General features: G+C 61.8%; 13 protein-coding genes. 5 read left to right on the top strand and 8 right to left on the bottom strand.

From position 1 onward, the window contains the following. Window positions 1-30 precede the first annotated feature (30 nt). The 4 genes from Q9Q94_RS03045 (at window position 31) to hprK (ending at window position 3,454) form a co-directional block, all read left to right on the top strand. The gene (locus tag Q9Q94_RS03045) at window positions 31-1,536 is read left to right on the top strand and encodes an RNA polymerase factor sigma-54 (RefSeq protein WP_305978543.1); all 1,506 of its coding nucleotides are present in this window, start codon (window positions 31-33) and stop codon (window positions 1,534-1,536) included. 17 nt (window positions 1,537-1,553) lie between these two features. Further along, window positions 1,554-1,883: a ribosome hibernation-promoting factor, HPF/YfiA family gene (gene hpf, locus Q9Q94_RS03040; RefSeq protein WP_305978542.1), complete on the top strand. Its 330-nt coding sequence runs from the start codon at window positions 1,554-1,556 to the stop codon at window positions 1,881-1,883. A 166-nt stretch (window positions 1,884-2,049) separates the two neighbouring features. Then, on the top strand, window positions 2,050-2,535 hold the full coding sequence (locus Q9Q94_RS03035; protein ID WP_305978541.1) for a PTS sugar transporter subunit IIA: 486 nt from the start codon (window positions 2,050-2,052) through the stop codon (window positions 2,533-2,535). Further along, on the top strand, window positions 2,504-3,454 hold the full coding sequence (gene hprK / locus Q9Q94_RS03030) for an HPr(Ser) kinase/phosphatase (RefSeq protein ID WP_305978540.1): 951 nt from the start codon (window positions 2,504-2,506) through the stop codon (window positions 3,452-3,454). Before Q9Q94_RS03035 ends, hprK begins: the two co-directional genes overlap by 32 nt. Window positions 3,455-3,520: 66 nt before the next feature. On the opposite strand, the gene Q9Q94_RS03025 is transcribed toward hprK, so the two are convergent. The 6 genes from Q9Q94_RS03025 to rsmB form a co-directional block, all read right to left on the bottom strand. Continuing rightward, entirely contained in the window at window positions 3,521-4,525 is a 1,005-nt protein-coding gene (locus tag Q9Q94_RS03025) for an FHA domain-containing protein (RefSeq protein ID WP_305978539.1), read from the bottom strand. Continuing rightward, on the bottom strand, window positions 4,500-5,402 hold the full coding sequence (gene ttcA / locus Q9Q94_RS03020; RefSeq protein WP_371929826.1) for a tRNA 2-thiocytidine(32) synthetase TtcA: 903 nt from the start codon (window positions 5,400-5,402) through the stop codon (window positions 4,500-4,502). The genes Q9Q94_RS03025 and ttcA overlap by 26 nt, the downstream gene beginning before the upstream one ends. A 210-nt stretch (window positions 5,403-5,612) precedes the next feature. Beyond that, entirely contained in the window at window positions 5,613-6,851 is a 1,239-nt protein-coding gene (locus Q9Q94_RS03015) for a sigma-54 dependent transcriptional regulator (protein WP_305978538.1), read from the bottom strand. A 25-nt stretch (window positions 6,852-6,876) separates the two neighbouring features. Then, window positions 6,877-8,994 carry an ATP-binding protein gene (locus Q9Q94_RS03010; RefSeq protein WP_305978537.1) on the bottom strand — a complete coding sequence of 706 codons (2,118 nt, stop codon included), beginning with the start codon at window positions 8,992-8,994 and terminating at the stop codon, window positions 6,877-6,879. Then, window positions 8,991-9,485, bottom strand: a complete 495-nt coding sequence (locus tag Q9Q94_RS03005; RefSeq protein WP_305978536.1) for a DUF4390 domain-containing protein — start codon at window positions 9,483-9,485, stop codon at window positions 8,991-8,993. The genes Q9Q94_RS03010 and Q9Q94_RS03005 overlap by 4 nt, the downstream gene beginning before the upstream one ends. Before the next feature lie 115 nt (window positions 9,486-9,600). Beyond that, a complete protein-coding gene (rsmB, locus tag Q9Q94_RS03000) occupies window positions 9,601-10,998 on the bottom strand; it encodes a 16S rRNA (cytosine(967)-C(5))-methyltransferase RsmB (RefSeq protein ID WP_305978535.1) in 1,398 nt (465 codons plus the stop codon). A gap of 214 nt (window positions 10,999-11,212) precedes the next feature. Between rsmB and Q9Q94_RS02995 the strand changes: the two genes are divergently transcribed. Next, window positions 11,213-11,428 carry a hypothetical protein gene (locus tag Q9Q94_RS02995; protein WP_305978534.1) on the top strand — a complete coding sequence of 72 codons (216 nt, stop codon included), beginning with the start codon at window positions 11,213-11,215 and terminating at the stop codon, window positions 11,426-11,428. 130 nt (window positions 11,429-11,558) lie between these two features. On the opposite strand, the gene xth is transcribed toward Q9Q94_RS02995, so the two are convergent. Beyond that, complete coding sequence (gene xth, locus Q9Q94_RS02990) at window positions 11,559-12,320, bottom strand: exodeoxyribonuclease III (RefSeq protein ID WP_305978533.1); 762 nt, start codon at window positions 12,318-12,320, stop codon at window positions 11,559-11,561. Beyond that, on the bottom strand, window positions 12,321-13,409 hold the full coding sequence (locus Q9Q94_RS02985) for a hypothetical protein (RefSeq protein ID WP_305978532.1): 1,089 nt from the start codon (window positions 13,407-13,409) through the stop codon (window positions 12,321-12,323). It abuts the gene before it with no gap. Between the last annotated feature and the right edge of the window lie 7 nt (window positions 13,410-13,416).

Genomic DNA, 13,416 nt, shown 5'->3' with positions numbered 1-13,416 from the left:
TGGCAGGGTCTGGCCGGTCTTGCAGACAGCATGAAACCCTCGCTTCAACTTCGTTTCTCTCAGCAACTGGCCCTGACGCCGCAATTGCAGCAATCGATCAAATTGCTGCAATTGTCCACGCTCGAACTCAACCAGGAGATCGAGCGCATTCTGCTGGAAAACCCGATGCTGGAGCGCGAGGGAGGCGAGGAAGAAGAAGGCTCGAGCCCCTCCCTGCCTGATGCGCCAGAGCTCAGCATGGCAACCGCCGGCGAAGAGTATTCCAGTGAGCGCCTCTCGTCTTCCAGCGAAGAAGAGCACGACACTCCCAGCGTCACTGACATGCCGGACAGCATCAACGAAGCCTACGACAGCGTTTCGGACGATGACATCGGTGAGGCGGCAGAGTGGCGCAGTGAAGGCGGGACACGTAACAACGGTGACGGGGAAGACAGCGATTTCCAGGAGTTTCAGGCGGCAGCGACATCCCTGCGTGATCACCTGCTGGGGCAGATTGCGCTGATGCCCCTGGAGGATCGTGATCGGGCCTTGGTGATGCTGGTTGTTGAGGCACTCGATGATGATGGTCTGCTGCTGCAGGATCTTGAAGATTTGCTGCCGCTGATTCCGGCGGAATGGGACGTCGAGCTTGATGAACTCAGCATCGCTCTGCATCAGGTACAGAATCTGGACCCGGCGGGTATCGGTGCCCGCAATCTGCAGGAATGCCTGCTCCTGCAGCTGAAGAACCTGCCCGAGAGTGAATCGCGACGCCATGCCATGCTGATCGTCGATGGCAATCTTGAGCTGCTGGCTGCGCGGGATTTTGCCAAGCTCAAGCGCCGCCTGTCGTGTAACGATGATGCCCTGCGGGCAGCACAGGAGTTGATCTGCAGCCTTAACCCACGGCCAGGAGCGTCTTTTGCTCAGGTTGAGACGCGGTATGTGATTCCGGACGTGGTCGTGAAGAAGTATCGTGGCTCCTGGATGGTGAGTCTCAATCCTGAAGCGATGCCAAGACTCAGGATTCACCGGGTCTACGCCGATATACTTCAACAGAACAGGGGCGTAAGTAGTTCACTGTCCGGGCAGTTGCAGGAGGCTAAATGGCTGATCAAGAACGTGCAGCAGCGCTTCGAGACGATCCTGCGGGTTTCACAGGCAATCGTGGATCGGCAGCGTCAGTTCTTCGAGCACGGCGAGGTGGCCATGCGGCCGCTTACCCTGCGCGAGATCGCGGAGGAGTTGGAGTTGCATGAGTCTACAGTGTCGCGGGTGACTACCCAGAAGTACATGGCAAGTGCTCGCGGCGTCTTCGAACTGAAATACTTTTTCGGCAGTCACGTTTCCACCGATACGGGTGGAGAATGTTCAGCAACGGCGATACGTGCGCTGATTCGCCAGCTGGTTGCCGCGGAAGACGGGAAAAAACCCCTGTCTGATGCGCGGATTGCTGAATTGTTGGGCCAGCAGGGTATTGTGGTGGCACGCCGGACGATCGCGAAATACCGGGAGTCACTGAATATTCCGCCGGTCAGTCAGCGCAAGTCGATTTAACAGGAGAGGAGTGCTTTATGAATCTCAACATCACCGGCCATCATCTTGAAGTGACCCCCGCCCTGCGTGAGTACGTCACCTCCAAGCTCGATCGGGTGATTCGCCATTTTGATCATGTCACGGCGACCCACGTAACCCTCTCGGTACAGAAGCTCAAACAGAAAGCAGAAGTAACGGTGCACGTGCGAGGCAAGGATATCCACGTGGAAAGTGAAAACGACGATTTATACGCGGCCATTGATGCACTGGCTGACAAGCTGGATCGGCAAGTACTCAAACACAAGGAGAAGTCCGGCGATCACGGCCACGACTCGGCAAAGCGCCAAAGTATTGAAAGCGCGGGTTGATCCTGCGTGCAAGAGGATTGCAGTGCTGTACCAGACTGGACGCAGCAGGGCAGGCAGGGCATATAATGAGCTGCCTGACCGCAGGATGAAATCCTGACCTGTCAATTTTCAATCTGACAAGCGGCGGGCTCCGAAAGGAGACTCGCCGCTGTGCTGTAAGTGTCGCATGAACCTGATTTCCAAAATTCTTGATCCGCAACGCATTGAAGTCGACGTAGCGCTTGGCTCGCGGGCGGCCGTGTTTGAGCATATCGGTGTCCTGTTCGAGCAGCACAGTGGCTTGCCTGCCAAAAAGGTGGTTGATGCCCTGACTCAACGCGAGAAGCTGGGGTCTACAGGTTTGGGCATGGGTATCGCCATTCCGCATCAGCGCGTCAAGGGGCTCAAGGAAACTCAAGGTGCATTCCTGCGACTGAGTCAGCCGATCGATTTCGATGCGCCTGATGGCGCTCCGGTCAATCTGTTCTTCATCATGCTGGCACCTGAGCAGGCCAATGAAACCCATCTGCGCTTGCTTGCCGAGCTGGCGCAGATGTTCAGTGACCGTCTTTTCCGCGAAACCCTCTGCGTTGCGCCTGATGCAGCGAGCGTTGCAGCCGCGTTTGAAAACTGGAGCACCCATGCGTCGAGCGAGCGTAGCCCAGCTGTTTGAGGCCAATCGCACGGCTTTGCAACTACGACACGTGGCCGGGCGTCTGGATTCCTGGCTATCCGTTTCAGATAATCGTGTCTGGCCTGCCGACATGGTTGGCCACCTTAATCTGATTCATCCCAATCGTCTGCAGATCATGGGCGAGGCCGAATTTGCGTGGGCCCGTCAGCAGACCCGTGAGCACTTCGAACAGCATTTTCTGGGAATTCTTGCGTCTTCTCCGCCAGGAGTGATTGTGGCGGACGACTGTGACGTGCCCGACATCATCCGGCGTACCTGTGATGAGGCAGGAGTGCCTGTAATGGCTTCGCCGCTGGAGTCGGCACGGGTCATAGAAGTGTTGCGTGTCTACCTGTCGCGCAAGATGGCCGAGCGGGTGTCGCTGCATGGTGTGTTCATGGATGTGCTGGGCGTCGGCGTGCTGATTACCGGAGATTCCGGCGCGGGCAAATCCGAATTGGCGCTTGAATTGATCACGCGTGGTCACGGATTGGTGGCGGATGATGTCGTGGAAATCGCGCGGGTCGCATCCGGGGTACTTGAAGGGCGATGTCCTGAAATGCTCAAGGATTTTCTGGAGGTGCGTGGCCTCGGTATCCTGAATATTCGCACCATCTTTGGTGAAACAGCCTGTCGGCGCAAGATGAAACTCAAACTCATTGCACATCTGCAGCGACGTACTGGGGGGCATGACGAGCCGTTGCGCTTGCCTCTTGACGAGGATGATGCGCAGGACGTCCTGGGGGTGCCGGTGCGTCGGGTTGTTCTGCCAGTGGCTGCGGGGCGAAACCTTGCGGTATTGCTTGAGGCTGCAGTGCGCAACACCATCCTGCAGCTGCGTGGCATCGACTCAACCCAGGAGTTTGTTGTTCGCCAGCGCGGTATCCTGGATCAGGACGATCCTTATTACGATCGTTGAGTGCGGAGAACAAGCTGCCAACAAAAAAGCCTGCTTGAAGCAGGCTTTTTTGTTGGCTGACAAAATTCAGCGCTGGCCGATGTCGAAAAACACTACTTCGGCGCCTACTTCTGTCGGCGAATAACCGAAACCGATGCGGCCGCGCAAGGGCAGATCCGCCTCGCCACGACGCAGCACGACTTCATTGCCCGCATCATCAACCATGAAGGTGCCGTTGGTGCTGGTGTCGATCAGCACGAAATGGTTATGGCGCCATTCGATGCGGGAGTGATGGCGTGAGGCACGACGATCTGCAATCACGAGATCATTGCCTTCCTCGCGTCCGGCCAAAACCACGGGGTGATGGTCGGATACCGAAAGGTTGTTCTTGTTATGCCGCAGCATCAGGGATGTTCGCAAAGGGGCTGCAGCTGCTGGACTGAATGCCGGAGATTGGCTGTGACTGGCGGTGTCCAGTGCGGCCTGATTCAGGCTCAGCGAAGTGGACGTAGGTGAGAAAGGCTCTGCCGCCGATGGGGCTGCAGCCATGCTGCTTGTCGCTGTAGGCGTTATGCCCTCAGGGAATGCATAAACTGCATTGCTGTAACCAGGAACTGCTATCGAACTGGGTGGCTCAGCCACGAGCTGTCCGCGCATGGTTTCCGGCAGGCGGACGGAAGCTTCGCTGGTAATCAGGATCTGGTTGGCCGGGCTGACCGCAATCAGTTTGCTGACCAGGCCAAGTGTTGCGTCGTCCGGCTGGTTGCTGGTGGTTTCTACTGTGCCGGCATGCACAACGACATGGACGGTCAGGGCTACCCCCGAAACAGGAGGGAGTTGTTTGACGCGTGCGCGCATGTCGAAGGCTGCAAGCACCGCATTCTCTCCTCGCGGAAAGTGAGCGATCAGGCGACGACCGTTGGCTGACACGGCGAACCCTTGGTAAGCCTCCACCGAGCGTTCAGCGCGCTTGCGACTGCGCTCAACCGCGCGCTGGGTTTCCATCGCGCCGATCTTGTCCAGCAGCGGATTGTCGCCAGTGACTTCGGCGATCAGGACGCAAGTTTCAGTTGTGATGGGCGTGCTCGGCATTGTGTGTGCGGCTCCAAGGATTTGCGTCGAGAGAATCATCGGTGGTCATCCAGCGAACCGGTACGGCATCCTGCGCTGGCGGCTGTGTGCTGCTGACGGCCGGACTATCGAAGACAAGGTCTCCCTCGCTGATAATGCTATCCCGTGACAGCGTCTTGAAATCAAAGAGCTTGCCATCGGCGAGGTGGCTGGGCACTACGTTCTGAAGGGCAGTGGCGATCGACTCTACACGCCCGGGGAAATTCACCTCCCAGTCTGCAAGCAGCGCCTTGATCTGTTTGCGCTGGGCGGTTTCCTGCGAACCACACAGATTGCAGGGGATGATCGGGTAATTCATGGCCCGCGCAAATTTCGCAATGTCTTTTTCTGCGCAGTAAGCCAGTGGTCGGATCACCATGTGCTGTCCGTCGTCAGACAGCAGCTTCGGCGGCATGGCTTTGAGCTTGCCGCCGAAAAACATGTTCAGGAATAGCGTTTCCATCAGGTCTTCACGATGATGACCCAGTGCGATCTTGGTGGCCCCCAGTTCAAGCGCCGTGCGATAGATGATGGCCCGGCGCAGGCGGGAGCACAGGGAACAGGTGGTTTTCCCGTCCGGGATCTTGTCCTTGACGATGGAGTAGGTGTCTTCGCTGACGATGCGGTACTCGACCCCGATCGATTCAAAGTACGCAGGCAGAACGTCGGCCGGGAAACCCGGTTGACGCTGATCCAGGTTCATCGCGATGACGCGGAAATTCACCGGCGCGCGGGCGCGCATTTCCCGCAGCAGGGTGAGCAGGGCGAAGGAGTCCTTGCCGCCGGAGCAGCAAACCATGATCACGTCGCCCTCTTCGATCATGTTGTAATCGGCAATTGCTTGGCCAATCCCGCGCATCAGACGTTTTTTGAGGCGCAGAACAGTATTGGACAAATCTTCGGAGGCGGGGCTTGCGAGGGTCACGATGCTTCGGGTTCAGGGCTGCAGGCTGCCGATTATATCGGAGTGCCTCTGGATGACAGGCAAAACTATATGTCTTTGGTCATAAGTTCCGGGCCGTCCGGCACTCTTTTGCAGGAAAGCGTGAAATGCATCACGCATTCATGTTCAGGCCTCGGCGCGGCGTCCGACCTGAATGCCCAGTTGTTTCAGTTTGCGATACAGGTGGGTGCGTTCCAGCCCGGTCTTGTCAGCCAGTCGGGTGATGTTGCCATCCTCCAGTTGCAAATGATGCTCAAAGTACAGGCGCTCAAAAGTTTCGCGGGCTTCGCGCAGGGGCAGATCCAGAGGCAAGGCCAGTGCGGCAGTCGAAGCCCGGGCGACGAAGCGGACAACCTCGTCAGCAGTGATTTCTTCTTCAAGCGCGCCTAGCGCGAGAGATTTGACGGCAGCTTTCAGCTCGACGAAACCACCGCCCCACGGGCTGTTGCGCAATGCATTGAGCGCCCCGGTCGTCAGGGTACACACCGGGACTTCGCCGCTTTCGCTCAGATGCTGCAATAGCTGGGAAACCAGTTCCGGCACTTCATCCTTGAGTTCAAGCAGAGAGGGTGGCACCAGCGCAACATCGAACAGTCGGCGCACCAGCAGCGGGTCCCAGCCGTCCTGCAGCAGGGCCTCCGCTTGACGCGTCGTGGCGGCAAGCAGATGCAGGTCGTATTTGTCGAGGCGGTCGATGACGAAGGACAGGTTTTTTTGCTGCGAACGGTTCAGCTGAGCCAGGTCTTCAATGAATACCTGCCCGCCACGCGCGGCTTCAAGAGCCTGGACTTCAATGGGCTGCATCAAGACGCCCAGATCAAGCCAGGGCGTACCGGCTGTTTGCAAGCTGCGGGCGCACAGTTCGGCAAGCGAGCCAGGACCAACACGCAGCAGCAAGAGGCGGGATTTCTGGTTGATTTGTTCCAAGCGTTTGCGCAGGTCGCGCAAGGGGGTAGAACGGGTGAAGGCCGCCAGGGTCAGATGCGCCTGGGCCTTGTTGGGCTGGCGCTGCAAACCGCGTTTGACCGCAGCCAGCAGCTTCTGCAGGGCGATGGGTTTTTCGAGGAAATCCAGCGCCCCGAAACGGATGGCTTCAACCGCCGTATCAATGGTGCCGTGCCCGGACATCATGATCACCGGCATGGTCAGCAAACCGGATGCAGCCCACTCCTTGAGTACCGTGACACCATCGGTATCCGGCATCCAGATATCCAGCAGGACCAAATCCGGGCGTGCCGCCTGGCGCGCTGCGCGGGCACTCATGGCATTTTCTGCCAGCACCACATCGTAGCCTTCGTCACACAGGATCTCTCGCAGCAATTCGCGGATCCCGATTTCATCGTCCACTACCAGAATCTTTGCCATACCCGCCAAATCCAACAGAGTGTTGCTAATTTACCACGTTATCCACATGTGCAAGCCGTAGCCGCACTTTGACCTCGGCGCCACCTTCGCTGCGGTTATGCAGGCTGATGTCGCCACGATGCTCCTCGATGATCTTGCGCACGATGGCCAGGCCGAGCCCGGAGCCGCGTGGCTTGGTTGTCACGTAGGGCTCCAGGGCGCGGGCCAGGATGGCGGCTGGAAAACCCGTGCCGCTATCGCGAACCAGCAGTTCAACCCGTTTGCCATCAAGGCGGGTCAGCACGCTGATATTTGCAGGAGCGTGTTCAGCCACGGCATCTTGCGCATTCTGCAGCAGGTTGTGGATGACCTGACGCAACTGGCTGGCATCCGCCTGCACAAACGGCAGATCGGAGGCGAGTTCTGCACTGATCGGGACGGGCGAGCCTTCATACAGCACCAGGATCTCGCGCAGCAGGGCGTTCAGATCCACGCGAGCAAGTTGCGGTGGTGGCAGGCGGGCGTAGTCACGGAAACCATTGACCAGATTTTTCATCGCCTCAACCTGGTTCACGATGGTCTGGGTGGCCCGCGTGAGCATGGCCTGATCAGCCTCGTTGAGATGGTCGATGAGCTTGAGCTGCAAGCGTTCCGCCGACAGCTGGATCGGCGTGAGCGGGTTCTTGATTTCGTGAGCCAGACGGCGTGCGACTTCCGCCCAGGCCGCATTGCGTTGTGCTGAAATCAGCTCGCTGATGTCGTCGAAAACCACCACAAAACCACCGCCTGAACTGGCGGGCAGCTGTGAGCCATGCAGCAGCAGGGTCTGAATGACGCTTTCGCCGTGATCGATTTCGATCTGCTTGTGCCAGTAGTTCTCGTTGTCAGCAAAGCCGGACAGGATGGTGTCGCGGAACAAGGTGTGACCGGGCCATTCTGAGAGGCTCAAGGCCTCGTAGCCGCCCAGATCATCCTGCAGAATGGTCATGGCGCCCTGATTGGCCGCGCGAAGTTCGCCGCTGGCCGAGAAGGCCAGCACCCCGGCGGACAGGTTGGCCAGCACGCTTTCGAGGTAGGCGCGTGCTGCATCGACGGCGGAGCGGTTTTTCTCGGCCTGGGCGCGGGCATCCAGCAACTGGCGGGTCATGCGGTTGAAGGATTGGGTCAGCACTCCCAGTTCATCGCGAGAGGGCAGGGATTGGCGCGGCGAAAAATCGCCGGCCGCGACCGCTTGCGTACCTTCGGCAAGGATCGACAGCGGCGCCGACAGTGAGCGGGCAAACATGAAAGCCACCGCCATCGCCGCGAACATGCTCAGCAGCAGAGCCAGGGTCAGGGTGATCAGGTAGATCTGCTTCAGGCCCTGGCGTGCCAGCAACAGTTCCTGATAGTTCTGGTGCAGCTCCTGAATGCGTTCGGCGCTTTGCGCCAGTGCTTCGGGCACCGGCACGCGCACCTGCATCAGCAGAGGATCCGCCTGAAACTGGCGACTGGCAATCGGCACCACCACGCGCATGACCAGCTTGTCGCTGTCGCCCTCCACGGCGCGGAAGCCGCGCCCCTGCCGAGCCTGACGCAGCTGGAGCGAGGGCAGCACATCCGGGGCCAGGCCGTGACGCATGTCGCTGGTGGTTGCCACCACGCGTCCGCTGGTAGAAAGCACCGAGACTTCATCCGCATCCAGCTGCTCCCGGATGCGTACCAGCATGCCCAGGCTGGGCTGGCCTACGTCCCCCAGATCCAGCGCAATGCTGCGGCTGCGCTCGCCGAGCTGGTCCAGCAAGGCGTCCAGCGCACTGCGCCCGAGAGTCAGGCCGGATTCGAGTGCCGAGTCGACGCGCACGTTGTACCAGGATTCGATGGAGCGAACCGCGAATTGCACCGACACCGCATAGATCAGTGCGCCGGGCACCACCGCCAGCAGCACGAACATGCCGATCAGCTTGAGCTTGAGGCGGGAGCCGAATTTGCGCTGGCGGTATTCCCGCCACAGGGTTCGCAGCTGCACCCCGACCAGCACGGCAAGCCCCAGGGCAAGCAGGACGTTCAGCCCCAGCAACAACGGGTAATTGTGTGAAAACAGGGATGTGTTCGCACCCGCCGAGGCCAGCAGGAACAGCAGGATGGCCCCGAGTGTCGATACGACCAGGATCAGGCGTTTCATTGTGCGTCCGTGGCGGAGGCCACAAAGCTCCAGCGTGCCCAGCCGGTGCTCAGGTCCAGATCACGGTTGCCCAGCGCGGCGACCTGAAAGGGCTTGGGCAGCTGGCTCATGTCCAGCCGCAGCCGCAGGGCCGCCGTATAGGCTTCGCCATCATTCAGGCGGCTGCGATCCAGCACGGCCCAGTTGCGCAGCGTGAGCATGGCGCGCAGGGCCTCGTCGAAGCTGGCGAAGCTGCGGTGGATGCTGCCGATAGAGAGACGGTACTGACGGGTCAGCGCATGGTAGGCGAGACGGAAATTCATGGTCCGCTCCACGATGGTTTCATCCAGCCAGTACCAGCGCCCGCGCGTCAGCACGAATTCGGCCTGAAAGGGGATCGCCAGCCCGCTCTCCACCATTTCCTGCAGGCGTGGGTTGGGCTGCAGCTCGACCGACGCATTCAGCACGTAAAGCAGATCGATCGGCACCACCTCGTGGTAGCGGAACTCCATGCCACGCCCCGCCGCCCGGGCGGCCGGCAGTCCTCCCAGACACAGCAGGAGGGGCAGGAGCAGAACGAGTAGGGCGCGATACAGACGGCCGCTGGCGCACCTCGGCCGCAAGGGCTCAGGCGGTTTTCTCCAGCAGTGCAAAATAGAAGCCGTCATGTTGGGCGTCGGGCAGCCATTGTCTCTCGGTTGTTCCGTCTGCAAAGGCCGCGCGGCGGCAGTTGGCGTGGCGGGACGCGAAGCGGGCGACCTGCCGTCCATTCTCTTCAGCGAAGACGGAACAAGTCAGATAAAGCATTTTCCCGCCTGGCGCCAGCACTTGCCATAGCGCATCAAGGATTTCGGCCTGAACCGTTGCGAAACCCGCAACATCTTCCGCCCGACGCAGCCATTTGATGTCTGGATGGCGGCGCGCCACTCCTGAAGCTGAGCAGGGTACATCGGCCAGAATCCGGTCGAAGGGGCGGCCATCCCACCACGCATCGATGCGGCGGCAGTCCACCGTCTGCAGCTCGGCGCTCAGGCCCAGCCGACTGAGATTGTCGCGTACGCGCTGGCTGCGCGACTCCTCCAGCTCCAGCGCCAGCAGATCCACCGCGGCCAGCTCCAGCAGGTGAGCGGTTTTGCCGCCCGGCGCGGCGCAGGCGTCCAGCACGCGTTGTCCGTCCTGCACATCCAGCAGGCTGGCAGCCTGCTGTGCGCCCCAGTCCTGCACCGACACCTGTCCTTCAGCAAAGCCCGGCAACTGGGCAACCGGACGCGGATTGTCGAGACGCAGTGCCAGTGGCCCCAGCGGCTCAAACGCGATGTCCGCCGCCTGCAGTGCGGCGGTGTAATCCGCCAGCGCTGTGCGCTGCGGGTTGATGCGCAGGCTCATCGGCGGATGGTCGTTGTTGCCGGCCAGCAGGCTTTCCCAATGCTCCGGGTGCTGACTCTGCACTTTTTTGATCCACCACTCCGGGTGGCGCCAGCGGGCCACTGGGTCAGCGTTCAGGGCGGCAATGAGTTCCGGCCACTGGCGCAGGGCATTGCGCAGCACGCCATTCACCAGCGCCTTCAGGCGTCCTTCGGCCAGCCGGGCAGCTGCTTCCACCGCCTGATCGACCACCGTATGCGCCGTATCCGGGCGGGACTCCAGGCGGTGCAGGGCGATCAGCAGCAGCGCTTCGATGCGCGGCTCTTCCAGCGGTTTGCTGAGCAGGCGGCTCAGGATCGCCGTGCCGCGCCCGCAGTCGCGCAAGGTGCTGTAGATCAGATCCTGTGCCGCGCCACGGGTGGCCGGGCTGAGGTCCGGATACGCGCGCCACAGGCCGAGCAGGCCGTCATTCAGGGCATAGCCTTTCAACACGGCGGCCAGCGCATCGCTCGCCACCAGCAGGGCTTCGCCCAGTGAGCCAGCGGGCAGGGGTGGCAAGGCGCGTGGAGGCGGGCGGCGGGCGTGATCGGAGCGGGTGTTGGCGACGGTACCCGAGGACGGGTGAGCGCCGGGGCGGCGCGAGGAAGGTTTGGGATTCATGGGCGTCATTGTACGGCGCGCCAGCCGGATTGCCGCATGGCAAGATGCTTTCAGGCAGGCCGTTCCCGAAAGCCAGGCGGCGCGCACCTCTCCGGAGTGCATGGTTGCAGATCAGCGTCAGGCGCGGCTCTTCAGGCAGGCGTTGTTTTGAGAGCCTTTCCCCGTGACGATGTTAGAGTTTTGCCTCTGCCGGCTTGAGGAATGGAGAGACGCGATGGCTGCCCCCGAGAAAATCGTTCCCTTTGCCCGTCCTGCCGGGGGCAAGGAAGAACGGCTCGCCCACATGCGCCAGCGCTTCTCCGCCGCGACTCCGGCCACCAGGCCGCCGGTGCGCGAGACCGTGCCGCGTGATGTGCGGCGCATGCTGATGGCGGCTGTGCTGGTGCTGATTCTGCTCGGGGCGATTTTGCTGGGGAGCGGGGTTTTATAAGATCCAGGCTGGATAGCCGCATCTGGCGGGCTTCTTCAGGCCCCCTGCTGTGCAGCCCGCGTCCAGTCTTGCATTACCGGCAGCCCGGCCGGAAATGCCCGTCAGTGGCGGGTCTTCAGGCTCTGGCTATTCAAGCCTTGATCTCGACGAGTACCGGCGCATGGTCCGATGGCCGCTCCAGTTTGCGCGGGGCCTTGTCCACCCAGCAGCGCGCCACGCTCGGCACCAGCGCCTGCGAGACCAGCAGATGGTCGATGCGCAGGCCGTAGTTGCGGCGGAAGGCCATCATCCGGTAATCCCACCAGGAGAAGATTTTCTCCGGCTGTTCCAGCAGGCGGAATGCATCACTCAGGCCCAGATCGAGCAGCCCCTGGAAAGCGGCTCGCTCGGGGGCGGAGACGAGGATTTCGTCCTGCCAGTCCGGATGCACGTCGCGGTCTTCCGGCGCGATGTTGTAGTCGCCGGCCAGCACCAGTTTCGGGTGAGCCGCCAGTTCGTCCTGCAGCCAGCGGGTCAGCGCCGCCAGCCATTCGAGCTTGTAGGCGTACTTCTCCGAGCCCACCGCCTGGCCGTTCACCACGTAGGCGCTGATGACGCGCACGTCGCCGATGGTGGCGGCGATGATGCGCTTCTGCTCATCCGCAAAGCCCGGGATGTCGCGTTGCACCCCGGTGGCTTCAAGCTTCGACAGGATCGCCACACCGTTGTAGGTCTTCTGCCCGTTGAACACCGCCCGGTAACCGGCTGCCTCGATCTCGGCCAGTGGGAAGGCCTTGTCCTCGCACTTGAGCTCCTGCAGGCAGACCGCATCCGGCGCTTCGCTGTGCAACCAGTCGAGCAGGTGCGGCAGGCGCACCTTCAGCGAGTTGACGTTCCAGGTGGCGATCTTCACTTAGCGCTGCTCCAGCTGGCGGCGGATCTGGCGCATGTAGGCATCCTCTTCGCTGCGGTTCCGGGTGGGCTTGGGCGTGGCGGCCGGTTTCGCGGCCGCGCGCGGTGCAGCTTGCGGTTTCGGTGCGACGACGGGCTCGGGAACCAGTTCGGGCTCATCCTGCGTTGGCTCGGCAGCGGCCGCTGGCGCAGAGGCGGATTCGGCGGCAGCTCCGGACGCTGTTGCCAGCGGGGCCGATGCGGCGACCACTTCCGGTGCGGCGGGGGTTGCAGGCGCTTCGAGGGTCGGCGTGCTGTCGGCTGAGGCCGGGCGCTTGATCCAGGGCTTGGTCGTCATCAGGTAGCCCCAAGCGGCCAGCGCCAGGACGACACTCAGGATCACGATGACCAATTGCCGGATGGCCTTGCGCCGGCGGATGAGGTCTTCATCGGGCACGTCCTCCGGCTGGGGACCCAGCTCTTCCTCTTCTTCCTCGACGCGGGGCGGCCAGACCGGCAAGGGTGCGGAGCGTGGAATGGCGGTGGCCGGCGTCGGTGCGGGTGCCGGCCCTGGAGCCGCCTGGACGGGCTGTGGCGCGGGCGTGACCGGCGCTTGCGGCGGGGGCGCGATGTCCGCAGGGCGTGGTTTGACCGGCTCTGGCGTGCGTACCGGCGGAACGGGTGCGACAGCTTGCAGCGGAGCGGGTACCGCTTCGGGCACCGGCTCGGGCGCGGGTTCGCGTTTGGGCTCAATGAACAGAGGCGGCGGCGGGGGCACTTCGACACGTGGTGCCGTCACCTCTTCCAGACTGGGCAGGGGATCAAAGGCCTGCACACGCGATGCGGCCTTCTGCGCAATCACCGGTGCGGGCGGCGGGGGCGGAGGAATGTCGATGGCTTCGAGCTGGAAGCTTTCCAGAGAAAAGCTGGCCGCTTCATCCGGAGCGTCCGGGCTGGCCTCCGGGTCGGGAATGCGGAAGGTGGCGACGCTGGCGGCTCCGGACGCTGCAGGAGCGGGTACGGCGGTTTCGGGCACGGGCGAAAGGGGGGGGGCTGCGGGCGTCGGCGCTGGTGCGCCGGTGTTCGGCAAGGGCAAGTCTGGCAGCGCCATGCCGGCG

The organism is Uliginosibacterium sp. 31-16, assembly GCF_030730865.1.
Taxonomy (GTDB): Bacteria; Pseudomonadota; Gammaproteobacteria; order Burkholderiales; family Rhodocyclaceae; genus Uliginosibacterium.
Note: the sequence above shows the minus strand (reverse complement) of the source record. Positions and strands in the feature narration are given on the sequence as shown.

Excerpts from the sequence above, each read along its gene's own strand:
- Q9Q94_RS03045 (WP_305978543.1), top strand. The coding sequence starts at position 31 with ATGAAACCCTCGCTTCAACTTCGTTTCTCTCAGCAACTGGCCCTGACG.
- Q9Q94_RS03010 (WP_305978537.1), bottom strand. The coding sequence starts at position 8,994 with ATGAAACGCCTGATCCTGGTCGTATCGACACTCGGGGCCATCCTGCTG.
- Q9Q94_RS03035 (WP_305978541.1), top strand. The coding sequence starts at position 2,050 with ATGAACCTGATTTCCAAAATTCTTGATCCGCAACGCATTGAAGTCGAC.
- rsmB (WP_305978535.1), bottom strand. The coding sequence starts at position 10,998 with ATGAATCCCAAACCTTCCTCGCGCCGCCCCGGCGCTCACCCGTCCTCG.
- hprK (WP_305978540.1), top strand. The coding sequence starts at position 2,504 with ATGCGTCGAGCGAGCGTAGCCCAGCTGTTTGAGGCCAATCGCACGGCT.
- Q9Q94_RS03015 (WP_305978538.1), bottom strand. The coding sequence starts at position 6,851 with ATGGCAAAGATTCTGGTAGTGGACGATGAAATCGGGATCCGCGAATTG.
- hpf (WP_305978542.1), top strand. The coding sequence starts at position 1,554 with ATGAATCTCAACATCACCGGCCATCATCTTGAAGTGACCCCCGCCCTG.
- Q9Q94_RS03025 (WP_305978539.1), bottom strand. The coding sequence starts at position 4,525 with ATGCCGAGCACGCCCATCACAACTGAAACTTGCGTCCTGATCGCCGAA.
- Q9Q94_RS02985 (WP_305978532.1), bottom strand. The coding sequence starts at position 13,409 with ATGGCGCTGCCAGACTTGCCCTTGCCGAACACCGGCGCACCAGCGCCG.
- Q9Q94_RS03005 (WP_305978536.1), bottom strand. The coding sequence starts at position 9,485 with ATGGAGTTCCGCTACCACGAGGTGGTGCCGATCGATCTGCTTTACGTG.
- Q9Q94_RS02995 (WP_305978534.1), top strand. The coding sequence starts at position 11,213 with ATGGCTGCCCCCGAGAAAATCGTTCCCTTTGCCCGTCCTGCCGGGGGC.
- ttcA (WP_371929826.1), bottom strand. The coding sequence starts at position 5,402 with ATGCGCGGGATTGGCCAAGCAATTGCCGATTACAACATGATCGAAGAG.